Consider the following 12,662-nt stretch of genomic DNA (forward strand, 5'->3'; position numbering starts at 1 on the left):
TCGACTTGCATGTGTTAGGCCTGCCGCTAGCGTTCATCCTGAGCCAGGATCAAACTCTTCATCGTTGTTTTTTAAATATATTTACAATACCTTTAAATATCAACTGGAATTTTTAATTACTAAAACTTACGTTTTAATAAAGACTCAAAACTTATTCTATAAAGCCTTAATTTTTTTATTCGTCTTTCGTTTAACTTGCGTTAATCGAAAATACACTGTCAATTCAATACTTCAATGAACTTTTTAAAAGTTATTCTCACAACTTTTCTTGCTAAAATAAAAGGAATCGAACCTCTTCTTTTCTCGCCCAACCAAGGGATTTTATTTTTGTTATTTTAAGAACTCTTAACACTTGCTGTGTTAGCGGCTGCAAATGTAAAACCTTTTTTTCTTTCTGGCAAATAAAAAATGAAATAATTTATTTTTTATTTTTTGAAAGCCAATCTCACAATGAACACACTCAACTCTATTTCGCTAAGCGGATGCAAAACTAATACTTATTTTTAATTAAACAAGCCTTTTTTGAAAATTAATTTTTTTATTTTTAACTCTCAAAAACGATCCTTAAAACTCAATGAACTACCGCGCTAAGCGGGGTGCAAATATACAACCCTTTTTCCCTAACCAACAAACAAAATCGCAACTTTTATTTAATATTTTCTTAACAACTTAAAAATGAATTATATGCAAAGTAACATTTGTTAGTATTAATCGTTGATCATCAAATATCATAGTATAACATCTATTAAAATTAGTTAAATCTTATAAGTTCTAGATGACATTTATATATCTTTCAATTATGGAATATTTTACTTGGCACCTATATATAATGAGCGGAATGTATATTATCGCTGGTCTTTTTCATTTTATTAGACCTAAAATGTATTTAAGGATTATGCCTAGGTACCTACCCGCTCATCTCAGTTTAGTTTACTTAAGTGGTCTTCTAGAAATTGCATTAGGTATACTTCTTTTATTTAAAGCCTACAAGGATTGGGCTATTTATGGTATCATTCTTATGCTACTCATTTTTTTATTAGTCCATTTCTATATGCTAAGTTCTAAGAAAGCTAGTGCTGGTATCCCGCGATGGATTTTATTATTAAGACTCCCTCTTCAATTTCTTCTTATATGGTGGGCCTACTTTTATTTAAAATTTTAATTCCGTGAAAACGTTATATGAAACCTTTACTTCTACCCGATTCTGAAATTTATTATGAAAATCATTTTTTAGATGATAAAGAAAGTATTACTCTTTTTAATACTCTTAGGAAAAAAGTGGAATGGCAAAAAGACTCCATTAAAATATTTGGAAAAGAATTTGACCAACCTAGATTGACTGCCTTGTATGCTGAGAATAATCAGACCTATTCTTATTCTGGAATTACTATGCAGCCAAAATTGTTTACACAAGAGCTATTAGATTTAAGAGATCGGTTAAAGGAGGTTACAGGAATTCATTTCACTACTTGTCTTTTAAATTTATATAGAGATGGACAGGATAGTAATGGTTGGCATGCAGACAATGAGAAGGAATTGGGTGAAAATCCGCCTATAGCTTCTATTAGTTTGGGAGCAGAAAGAGTTTTTAAATTAAAACACAATACTTTAAAGGAAGAAAAGAAAAAGCTACTTCTTGAGAATGGAAGCTTACTATTCATGAAAGGAACCACGCAACATTATTGGAAACACGAGATTCCTAAAACCAAAAAAATAGTTGGGGAAAGAATTAACCTAACATTTAGAATTATAACATAATTATGGAAAGAGATTTCACCGAAAGAGAATTAGATAGAATTATTGAAATGGCCTGGGAGGATAGAACGCCTTTTGAAGCTATTGAATTTCAGTTTAATATTTCTGAAGACGACGTTATTAAAATTATGCAGCGAGAACTAAAACCTTCTAGTTTTAGAATGTGGAGAGCTCGCGTACAAGGAAGAAAAACAAAACACTTCAAACTAAGAGGCGATGGTGTAAATACTTTTAAGTCTAAACAGCAAAAGCACATTTCTCAAAATAAATTATCTAAAAGATAATAAGATTAACAAGGTCACCGATTATAATAGATATAGGAAAGGATGGTTCGAGTTTGATTATCCGTAAATTTCATTTAAAATTTTAGCTAATCGAATCCCTCCTTTTTGCAATTGTTTTTTCAATTGAGGAAACCAATCATACATATACCTATATCCTAAATTTCTATTATCTTCTACAGACTCATATATTTTTTTTGCTAAAGATTGAGATTCTAAAGCCCAAGTTTCAGCACTTCCTTGTTTAATTTTTGAAATTTCAGATTTAGAAAGCTGTTGTGCGTGAGCAGACAATTCTGTAAAACTCATATCGTAACTGTCTATCATATTAGAATCCCATACACGATGCAAGTTAGATTTTTCACCAAACCACTCTACTTTAATATCGTTCCCTCCTCTATCTTCTGCTCTACCTACGTGCATAGGTTGATGTAGATCTCCTACCAAATGAACTAACATTTTTAAATAAAACTGTTGATCTTTAACCTCTGTATCTTTAGATTGTAATTTATTAATGCACTCTTCTATTCCCCACACTACATTTTCTTCTAGATCTTTTTCTATTTCTGCATAAGTCTTACCATCGGGAATATTTACATAATGCCATTTACTATAACCTCTAAAAGCTTTATCACTTTTAATCTCGTCTGCAAAAGTAGATCCCACTGCAATGGTATTACCATCCAGCAACTTGGTAATTCTTTTTAAAGCTTTTTTAGAAAGATGCTTTTGTGCGATTTGCGCAGTAGTTCTATGTCCATTTTGTCCCCAATCTTCGTTTGCAAAGATTTGCATAGAAGTCATGCTAATTAGTAAAAAAAGTAAACTTAGAGAGATTTGTTTTTTCAAAACTTATATTTTTTTCAAAAGTACAATATTGTTTTAAAAATTATTTCTCTTTGCTTCAACTTAATCTAAATTTAAAACAACATTTATCTCTACAAATCGTTTTATATTAGCAAAAATTGAATTTATCCTTATGAAAAAGTTTTGCTTTTTAATTTTAGCCACTATTACACAAATTTCCTTTGCACAATCTAATGTGATTGCAAACGATATTAAAATCAACCAATTTGTAGAAGGAACTCTTTTAACTAGCACTGCTAAGGAAAGTCCGCTTGTAATTATACTCAATGATGCTGGCGCAATAGACCGTAATGGTAATGAAAGAACTCAAACCAATAATGCTACTAAAAAATTAGCAGAAAGCTTAGCTCACCGAGGTATTAGTTCTTTTAGATACGACAAAAGAATTTTAAAAGCGCAAAAACTTAATCTGCAAGAAAAAGACTTCAGGTTCGATTTTATGGTCGAAGATGCCAAGACGACCATAGATTACTTTAAGAATAAACAAAAATATACCTCTATATATATTATAGGACGCGGACAAGGTTCTTTAGTAGGAATTTTAGCAGCGCAAAACAACGTAGACGGTCTTATAAGTATTGGCGGGGCAGCACAAAGTATAGATCAAACTATTTTAGGTAAAATCAAACTTCAAGCTCCTGGTTTAGCTCAAGATGCCACTAGCGCTTTCGCGGAATTAAAAAAGCGAGGCAAGGTTAAAAACTATAATCCAGCATTAGAGTCGATGTTGCGTAAAGATTTGCAGCCTTTTATGGCTTCTTGGATGGCTTACACGCCTACTCAAGAAATTCAAAAAATTAATATCCCTATACTTCTTATCCGCGGAAGCAAAGATTTACAATCCACTCCAGAAGATTTATCTGCTTTACAAAAAGCTTACCCTAATGCTTCCGTTAAGGAAATTGAAAATATGAATTACGTATTAGTAAATGTAGAGGGCAATAATGATATGGTGAACCAGAAAAGTTATTACCGTAAAGATTTGCTTATTTCTGAAGAACTTACTAAAACAATCTCACTTTTTATTGAAGATAAATAAGAAGTCCTTCCTCAAAATATTTGAAGTTTTGCTAAAGTAAGTATATTTACCAAAAATCAGATATTTTATGGAAAACGCACCTGTTTTTACGAACGATGCCATTGTTTTTGGAATACTAATGCTCATTTTAGCAGCTGTATTTTATACCTCTTCAGCCAAAACTGGCTTTTGGAAAAGCTTTTACAAAGTAGTACCCGCACTTTTAATGTGTTATTTAATTCCTGCAATTTTTAATACACTAGGAATTATAAGTGCAGAAGAATCTCAACTTTATTTTGTAGCCAGTAGATACCTTTTACCTGCTTCTTTAGTTTTAATGACATTAAGCATAGACTTAAAAGCAATTTTTAATTTAGGACCAAAAGCTTTAATTATGTTCTTTACGGGTACCATTGGTATTGTAATTGGCGGACCTTTAGCGATTCTTTTAATTTCTGCTGTTTCTCCAGAAACGGTTGGCGGATCTGGTCCAGATGCAATTTGGAGAGGTCTAGCTACTCTTGCGGGGAGTTGGATTGGTGGTGGCGCTAATCAGGCTGCTATGTTAGAGATATTCAAATTCAATCCAGAGAAATATGGAGGAATGGTATTCGTAGATATCGTTGTCGCTAACCTATGGATGGCGGTGATCTTAATGGGAATTGCCAAAACCGAAGCGATTGATAAATGGTTAAAAGCAGATTCTTCTGCGATTACCAAACTTAAAAATAAGGTACAAGATTATACTGCTGGGATTACAAGAAACCCTTCTTTAGCAGATTATATGATTATGCTAGGTTTAGCATTAGGTGCTGTGGGTATCGCACATTGGGGAGCCGACGGTATTTCTGCTGCTTTAATTAATAATTTTGAAGTATTTAATGATAAATCATCTGCTCTATCATCGTTTACTTCTACTTTCTTTTGGATGATAACCATCGCTACCCTTATCGGAATTTTACTTTCCTTTACTAAAGCCAAAAAATATGAAGGAGCTGGTGCTAGTAAATTAGGAAGTATTTTCATTTACATTTTAGTGGCAACTATAGGAATGAAAATGGACCTTTTAATGATTTTTGAAAATCCAGGTCTAATCGCTATAGGTTTAGTGTGGATGACCATCCACGCAGGCTTACTTGTTGGAGTAGCTAAACTTATTAAAGCACCATACTTTTTCTTAGCCGTAGGAAGTCAAGCTAATGTAGGTGGCGCAGCCTCTGCTCCTGTTGTGGCTGCAGCTTTTCACCCCTCTTTAGCTACAGTTGGTGTACTTTTAGCAGTGATGGGATATGTAGTTGGTACTTGGGCTGCATATTTATGTGCTGTATTAATGGAAATTGCCGCAGTAAGTGCCTAAATTCACTTGTCCTAAATTTGATTCAGTATTCATAATCTAATAGTACAGTTCAATAAAAAAAAGCATATTTGCACCCAATTTAAAAAAGAAGATGAAAAGAATATTTATTTTAACACTCACTATTTTAGTAATGGTTTCTTGCCAAGAAAAAGAAACTAATTTTAGCCTTAGCGGAAATATTAAAGGATTAAAGCAAGGGTCACTTTATTTACAAAAAATAAAAGATACCAGTATCGTAAATATAGATTCGGTTATTATTGATGGAGATTCTAATTACCTTTTAGAAGCTTATATAGATGAACCCGAAATCATGTTTCTATACTTAGATAAAATTGATGGAGACAAAAATGATGACATCATTGATTTCTTTGCGGAAAAAGGAGAAATGACCATCAACTCTACTTTAGACAATTTTGTGGCGAACTCAAAAGTTTCAGGGTCTAAGAATCAAGCTATATTAGAAGAGTATGAAGGAATCATTAAAAGGTTTAATGAGCAAAATTTAGATTTAGTAAAAGAAAGTTTTGATGCCCAAAAAGCAAACGACCAAGAAAAAGTATTAGCTATCAATAAATCGTATGAAAATTTATTAAAGAGAAAGTATTTATATACTGTGAACTTTGCTATCAACCATAAAGACAAAGAAGTTTCTCCTTATATTATCTTAACGGAAGCTTTTGATGCCAACATCAAATATTTAGATACCGTTTATAATTCTTACCAAAAAGAGATTAGAAAATCTAAATATGGTAAAGAGCTGAAAGATTTAATTAAAGAACAGCGTAAACTTTTGAAGCTAGAAGATAAAGTCAGTGATAAATAGTAATTTACAAATTCATAAAAAAAGGCGATGTTTTTACATCGCCTTTTTTTGTATTTACTAATTGAATTTTACATTTCTTGCATAATTTCAGCAAAGATCTCATAAGACTTTACCCTGTCTTGATGATTATAAATATGAGAAGCAACAATAATTTCGTCTACTTGGGTATCTTCTAAAAATTGTTTCGTGCTTTCCTTAATACTTTCCTTATTCCCAACAAACGCATATTTTGTCATCTGCTGAATGCTAGGGTGACTAGCAATTTCTTTTAATTCTTGAGTCATATTAGTGGGTGCTTGTACATAATCTATATTTCCAGTCACCACTCCTAAAATCATACGCAGCATAGAAGTAGAAAGCTTTTCGGCTTCTTCATCTGTATCAGCTGCAATTACATTTACTCCAGCAATGGTATAAGGCTTGTCTAAATATTTAGAGGGCTGGAATTTTTCGTGATAAATTTGCAAAGCTTTATGTAATTGTGCAGGTGCAAAATGACTTGCGAACACATAAGGTAAACCCTTTTGAGCTGCCACGTGCGCACTATCTGTACTAGAACCCAAGATATAAATAGGCATCTCTACTCCTTCAGAGATATATGAGCGTACCTTATCCTTATTTTCAGCAGAGAAAAAATGTTGAATTTTATCTACTTCCTCTGGAAATTGATATACAGCTTTCATACGATCAGATCGTATCGCATGTGCGGTTTCTTGATCTGTTCCTGGTGCTCTTCCCAAACCTAAATCTATACGGTTGGGATATAAATTACCTAGTGTACCAAATTGCTCTGAAACTACTAACGGAGAGTGATTGGGTAACATAATTCCGCCAGACCCTACTCTTATTTTTTTAGTTGCTCCAGCAATATGACCAATAAGTACCGATGTTGCAGAACTCGCAATACTTTTCATATTATGATGTTCTGCTAACCAAAATCTTGTGTATCCTAATCTTTCAGCCGCTTGTGCTAAATCTACACTTTTGGCAAAGGTTTGTCCTATAGTAGAATCTTTAGCAACACTTGCCAATTCTAAGATTGAATATGGGGTTTTCTTTTTCATAGTATTAGAGATAAAAAAACGCAACTCCTTTTGAGAGTTGCGTTTTATATATTAAAATATTTAAAGAACTTATTTCACTTCTTCGAAGTCTACGTCTTCTACATCGTCTCCGCTTTTAGCGTCGTCTGCTCCTTCTGCACTTCCGCCAGTTGCTCCTTGTTGAGCTCCGCCTTGTTGTGCTTCAGCTTGTGCTTTATACATTTCTTCAGAAACGCTTTTCCAAGTTTCATTTAACTTATCTAAAGCTGGCTCTATCTGCTCTAACTCTTTAGTTTCGTATGCCTTCTTTAATTCTTCTAAAGCATCTTCAACTGGTTTCTTCTTATCGTCAGAAAGTTTATCACCAAACTCTTTTAATTGCTTCTCTGTTTGGAAAATCATAGCATCAGCTTCATTAAGCTTATCTACTTTTTCTTTAGCTTTCTTATCAGACTCAGCATTAGCTTCAGCTTCTTGCTTCATTTTTTCGATTTCCTCTTCGGTTAAACCTGAAGAAGCTTCGATACGAATGTCTTGTTTTTTACCAGTTGCTTTATCTTCTGCGCTTACTTTTATAATTCCGTTAGCATCGATATCAAAAGTTACTTCAATTTGTGGAGTACCTCTTTGTGCTGGAGGAATTCCGTCAAGGTGAAATCTACCAATAGTTTTATTATCTGCTGCCATTGGACGCTCTCCTTGCAATACGTGAATCTCTACAGATGGTTGATTGTCTGCCGCTGTTGAGAACACTTGAGATTTTTTGGTAGGAATCGTAGTGTTCGCTTCAATTAACTTAGTGTTTACGCTTCCCATAGTTTCAATTCCTAAAGAAAGTGGTGTTACATCTAATAATAAAACGTCTTTTACATCTCCTGTTAAAACTCCTCCTTGAATAGCTGCTCCTAAAGATACTACCTCATCTGGGTTTACACCTTTACTTGGCTTCTTATCAAAGAATTTCTCTACTGCTTCTTGTACTGCAGGAATTCTTGTTGAACCTCCTACTAAGATTACTTCATCGATATCACTCTTAGAGATTCCAGCAGCTTTCATTGCTTTCTCACAAGGAGTGATTGTTCTTTTTACAAGATCAGAAATTAATTGCTCAAATTTAGATCTAGATAAAGGTCTAACCAAGTGCTTAGGTCCGCTAGATGTAGCAGTAACATAAGGTAAATTGATTTCAGTTTGGCTAGAAGAAGACAATTCAATTTTTGCTTTCTCTGCCGCTTCTTTTAAACGTTGTAAAGCCATTGGGTCTTTACGTAAATCGATATCTTCATCTTTGATAAACTCTTCAGCTAACCAATCGATAATTACCTCATCTACATCATCACCTCCTAAGTGTGTATCACCATCGGTAGCTAATACTTCAAATACTCCATCTCCTAATTCTAAGATAGAAACATCGTGTGTTCCTCCACCAAAGTCAAATACTACGATTTTTTGATCTTGTCCTTTTTTATCTAATCCATAAGCCAATGCTGCTGCAGTAGGCTCGTTAATTATTCTTCTTACTTTAAGACCTGCAATTTCTCCAGCTTCTTTAGTTGCTTGACGCTGAGAATCGTTAAAATATGCAGGAACAGTAATTACCGCTTCTGTAACATCTTGTCCTAAATAATCTTCTGCTGTTTTCTTCATTTTTTGAAGAATCATAGCAGAAAGTTCTTGTGGTGAATATAAACGACCATCAACATCTACTCTTGGTGTATCGTTATCTCCTTTTTTTACTTTATAAGCTACACGACCAGCTTCTCTACTAGACTCAGAGAATTTATTCCCCATAAATCTTTTAATAGAAGAAATCGTTTTTTCTGGATTGGTAACTGCTTGACGCTTTGCAGGATCACCTACCTTAATCTCTCCATCTTCTACAAAAGCAATCACAGAAGGAGTCGTTCTCTTACCTTCGGCATTAGGTATTACCGTTGGCTCGTTTCCTTCCATTACAGAAACACAAGAGTTGGTCGTACCTAAATCAATACCAATTATTTTACTCATAACTATATATTTTTATTTTTTTGTTTTTTAATTCGGTAAGCATATTTCAATCTCTGTGCCACTCAAAAAATTATGACAGGTTGTCACAAGCCTAAATATTCAACACTATAAAGATGACAAGCTTTCTTTAGTTTAGAGTTCTTTGTATTTTTCGCTTTAAGCGGAATAAAAAACACTGCCAGTTATGGAAAGCACAATTTTTTCTATCATATTTGTAATTACTAAAAATTAAACACTCTTTTCTTATGAAAAAGATAGAATGCATAAGTGTATTTGATATGCTAAAAATTGGCGTTGGCCCTTCTAGTTCTCATACTTTGGGACCTTGGCGTGCTGCACAACGATGGATAGATGAATTGAAAGGAAAAAATGTTTTTGAACAAGTAAAAGAAGTAAAAGTAGATTTATATGGTTCTTTATCTCTTACCGGAAAAGGGCACGCTACAGATATCGCTTCTATATTAGGGCTTTGTGGTTTTGATCCTGTAACGATGGATTTATCTTTACTAGATGAAACCATTGAAACCATTCATACTTTTAAAAGATTAGAACTTAACGGAGAAAAACAATTAGAATTTGATCCTACTACGCAAGTTATATTCAATAAGAAATTCTTAGAATTTCATCCTAATGGTATTAAGTTTACCGCTACTTTAGAAAACGGCAAAACTTCTTCTTCCACGTTCTATTCCATTGGTGGAGGCTTTGTGGTAAAAAAAGAAAGAAAAAATGCTAAACAAAATCAAAAAGAATTAGCTCAATTCCCATTTCCAATAGAGAAAGGAAGTGACTTACTTGCATTTTGTAAACAGGAAGGTAAAAGCATACCCGAAATTGTTCTAGAAAACGAGAAATCTTTACGTAATGAAGATGAAATTCATACAGGGCTAAAAGATGTTTGGGATGTTATGCTAGAATCTATGTATGTAGGTTGTCACACCGATGGTGTTTTACCGGGAGGATTAAATGTGCAGCGTAGAGCTCATGGGATGCACCAACGCTTAATTGGTGATGAGCAATATAACAATCCGCAAGAATGGTTAGAATCGATTCGTAATACCGAGGTGAAATTTAGACAAATTCTTAAATGGGTAAGTTGTTATGCCATTAGTGTAAATGAAGTTAATGCAGCATTAGGAAGAGTAGTTACTGCTCCTACTAATGGAAGTGCAGGAACAGTCCCCGCCGTTATGATGTATTATATGACTATTGAAAACCACGATGCGACTTTTGAACAACTAAAAGAATTTATGTTGGTTGCCGGAGAGATAGGAAGTTTATTTAAAAAAGGAGCAACTATATCGGCTGCGATGGGAGGTTGTCAAGCAGAAATTGGCGTTTCCTCTGCTATGGCTGCGGGCGGACTTACACATCTGTTGGGTGGTTCTCCCGAACAAATTTTAATGGCTAGTGAAATTGCTATGGAACATCATTTAGGTTTAACCTGTGATCCTATTGCTGGTTTGGTACAAGTTCCTTGTATAGAAAGAAATGCTATGGGAGCCATAAAAGCGATAAATGCCGCCGAAATTGCTTTAGAGAGTGATGCCAGCAAAGCTAAAGTTCCTTTAGATAAAGTAATTGAGACGATGTGGGATACAGCAAAAGATATGAACTCTAAGTATAAAGAAACATCGGAAGGTGGTTTGGCCGTAAAAGTAAGCTTAAGTGATTGTTAGAAATAAAATAGAACTAAGCTTTAGGGAAAAATTAAAATATTATAGAGTTTCTATTGGCTTTTGTACTATAGCAATATTTTGCTTATTCACTAATTTTAGCTTTAACCTTTCTCCTAATTACTTCACTTATACTTCAAGCAAAATTGGGTTAATAATTCTAGGTATAACTTTAATTATATACATTAAATTAAACCAAAAATTAAAATTTAAAAAGAAGAAATTAAATTTAGATAAAACTCTTTTTCTAAAAAAATTGAATGCATTGACTAAAAAACATTCTTGGTAAATTCATTCGCAAAATGAAAATTCAATTATTCTTAAAACCAATAGTAATGGAGCCAATGGTAGGTTTTTTCTATCTAAAAGTTATGGTGAAATAATATATATATTTTTTGATCAACAAATTTTATACTACCGAAGTATTTTTGATTTTGATAAAAATTTACAAATTACTATCCCTACAGGAGAAAATATTTTTAATGAGAAACTGACTTCTACTTTAGATAAAGTATAAAGTTATATCCACATCTATGAAGAAAAAAATTAAATTCCTTTTTATTTTCTTTTGTATCTTTTCCATTGCTTTATTATTAGTCTCAAATTATATAGTTACTAAAGCTGCTAAAAACAAAACATTTTCAACGCTTAGTGAAATTCCTAAAAATAAGGTAGGTCTTGTATTAGGCACCTCCAAGTACTTAAAAGACGGAAGACTTAATTTATATTTTACACACAGAATTAATGCAACTGTTCAACTTTTTAAAAGCGGAAAAATAGATTTTGTTCTCATAAGTGGAGATAACGGAAGTGTAAACTATGACGAACCTAACGATTTTAAAAATGAACTTTTAAAAAAAGGAATACCTGAAGATAAAATTTTCCTCGATTATGCAGGCTTTAGAACGTTAGATTCTGTAGTTAGAGCTAAAGAAATATTCGGTCAAAACAGTGTTACTATTGTTTCTCAAGAGTTTCATAATGAAAGGGCTATTTATTTAGCCAGTAAACACGCGGTAAGTGCAGTAGGTTATAATGCTAAAGATGTTTCTCTTAATTATGGATTTAAAACACAGCTTAGAGAATATTTAGCGAGGACAAAAGCTTTTTTAGATATTGTGATTGGAATAGAACCTAAGTTTTTAGGTAATAAAATTGAGATTAAATAAAAAAGCCCGTCTAAAAACGGGCTTTCTTCTGAATCACATTTAAGTTTTACTTTAAAGAATCTCCGTTCTTTATTTGTCTTTGTTTATTAATCTTCATTTCTAAAGAGTCATTTTTCTCTCCTAACATATCCATTAATGGTTCTAAGGAATTAACGTTCACGTTTACATCTCCATTTCCTATAGATTTTGCTAATTTTAAGATTGCTCCTATATTCATATCATCTCCTAAAACACGAGCTACTGCAAAGCCTTTTTCTTCATCATTCCCATAAATTACAATTTCATCTATAGAATCTTCATCACCTAAGTAGGATATGCGCACACCACTTTTAGAAGATCCCATTCTCATTAATAGACTATACTTTTCATTTTCTAAGATTTGTTCTATTGTAACGCGTTCTTCTTTATAGAATTCTTCATTTTCTCCGTTTAACGGTAAAGCTAGCACTACTGCTTTTTTTACCGATTTTAAAACTTCTTGATCTTTTGCAGGAAGTTGAGAGTTATCCCCTACAATTAAACTTGCAGGAACATCTAGCACCATAAAGTTCTTATTGTCTTGGTGGTCTACATAATAGCTCTGTAGGCTTGGCTCGCTTGTACAAGAAGCTAATCCCATTATCAAAACTAGAAGTCCTATAATATTTATTTTCTTTTTCATTTTTT

Annotated in this window: 12 protein-coding genes and 1 rRNA gene; 8 read left to right on the forward strand and 5 right to left on the reverse strand. The window is 33.1% G+C overall.

The window, feature by feature from the left end:
* A 16S ribosomal RNA gene (locus tag LX95_RS13660) occupies nt 1-65 on the reverse strand; the annotation flags it as partial.
* Nucleotides 66-799: 734 nt separating this feature from the next.
* On the opposite strand from LX95_RS13660, the gene LX95_RS14795 reads away from it, so the two are divergent.
* Genes LX95_RS14795 through LX95_RS13675 form a run of 3 tightly spaced genes read left to right on the forward strand, consistent with a single transcriptional unit; the run spans nt 800 to nt 2,039 of the window.
* Complete coding sequence (locus LX95_RS14795; protein WP_111542092.1) at nt 800-1,162, forward strand: DoxX family protein; 363 nt, start codon at nt 800-802, stop codon at nt 1,160-1,162.
* A 17-nt stretch (nt 1,163-1,179) separates the two neighbouring features.
* Nucleotides 1,180-1,758, forward strand: a complete 579-nt coding sequence (locus LX95_RS13670; RefSeq protein ID WP_111542024.1) for an alpha-ketoglutarate-dependent dioxygenase AlkB family protein — start codon at nt 1,180-1,182, stop codon at nt 1,756-1,758.
* Nucleotides 1,759-1,760: 2 nt separating this feature from the next.
* A complete protein-coding gene (locus tag LX95_RS13675) occupies nt 1,761-2,039 on the forward strand; it encodes a TIGR03643 family protein (RefSeq protein ID WP_111542025.1) in 279 nt (92 codons plus the stop codon).
* Nucleotides 2,040-2,096: 57 nt separating this feature from the next.
* On the opposite strand, the gene LX95_RS13680 is transcribed toward LX95_RS13675, so the two are convergent.
* The gene (locus tag LX95_RS13680; protein ID WP_245924784.1) at nt 2,097-2,885 is read right to left on the reverse strand and encodes a S1/P1 nuclease; all 789 of its coding nucleotides are present in this window, start codon (nt 2,883-2,885) and stop codon (nt 2,097-2,099) included.
* Between the two features lie 130 nt (nt 2,886-3,015).
* On the opposite strand from LX95_RS13680, the gene LX95_RS13685 reads away from it, so the two are divergent.
* The 3 genes from LX95_RS13685 to LX95_RS13695 all read left to right on the forward strand — a co-directional run bounded on the left by LX95_RS13685 (nt 3,016) and on the right by LX95_RS13695 (nt 6,101).
* Entirely contained in the window at nt 3,016-3,942 is a 927-nt protein-coding gene (locus LX95_RS13685) for an alpha/beta hydrolase (RefSeq protein WP_111542026.1), read from the forward strand.
* A 67-nt stretch (nt 3,943-4,009) separates the two neighbouring features.
* Nucleotides 4,010-5,278, forward strand: a complete 1,269-nt coding sequence (locus LX95_RS13690) for a DUF819 family protein (protein WP_111542027.1) — start codon at nt 4,010-4,012, stop codon at nt 5,276-5,278.
* Nucleotides 5,279-5,369: 91 nt separating this feature from the next.
* Nucleotides 5,370-6,101: a DUF4369 domain-containing protein gene (locus LX95_RS13695; protein WP_111542028.1), complete on the forward strand. Its 732-nt coding sequence runs from the start codon at nt 5,370-5,372 to the stop codon at nt 6,099-6,101.
* 68 nt (nt 6,102-6,169) lie between these two features.
* On the opposite strand, the gene LX95_RS13700 is transcribed toward LX95_RS13695, so the two are convergent.
* Both LX95_RS13700 and dnaK read right to left on the reverse strand, forming a co-directional pair.
* Nucleotides 6,170-7,165, reverse strand: coding sequence for an LLM class flavin-dependent oxidoreductase (locus tag LX95_RS13700; RefSeq protein WP_111542029.1), 996 nt, complete (start codon nt 7,163-7,165; stop codon nt 6,170-6,172).
* Nucleotides 7,166-7,234: 69 nt separating this feature from the next.
* Complete coding sequence (dnaK, locus tag LX95_RS13705; RefSeq protein ID WP_111542030.1) at nt 7,235-9,151, reverse strand: molecular chaperone DnaK; 1,917 nt, start codon at nt 9,149-9,151, stop codon at nt 7,235-7,237.
* 245 nt (nt 9,152-9,396) lie between these two features.
* Here dnaK and LX95_RS13710 point away from each other — a divergent pair, with 245 nt between their 5' ends.
* Both LX95_RS13710 and LX95_RS13720 read left to right on the forward strand, forming a co-directional pair.
* Nucleotides 9,397-10,830 carry an L-serine ammonia-lyase gene (locus tag LX95_RS13710; RefSeq protein ID WP_111542031.1) on the forward strand — a complete coding sequence of 478 codons (1,434 nt, stop codon included), beginning with the start codon at nt 9,397-9,399 and terminating at the stop codon, nt 10,828-10,830.
* Between the two features lie 530 nt (nt 10,831-11,360).
* Entirely contained in the window at nt 11,361-11,996 is a 636-nt protein-coding gene (locus tag LX95_RS13720; RefSeq protein WP_111542033.1) for a SanA/YdcF family protein, read from the forward strand.
* 46 nt (nt 11,997-12,042) lie between these two features.
* On the opposite strand, the gene LX95_RS13725 is transcribed toward LX95_RS13720, so the two are convergent.
* The gene (locus tag LX95_RS13725; RefSeq protein ID WP_111542034.1) at nt 12,043-12,657 is read right to left on the reverse strand and encodes a DUF4252 domain-containing protein; all 615 of its coding nucleotides are present in this window, start codon (nt 12,655-12,657) and stop codon (nt 12,043-12,045) included.
* Between the last annotated feature and the right edge of the window lie 5 nt (nt 12,658-12,662).

Source organism: Mesonia algae (assembly GCF_003253545.1).
Lineage (GTDB): Bacteria > Bacteroidota > Bacteroidia > Flavobacteriales > Flavobacteriaceae > Mesonia > Mesonia algae.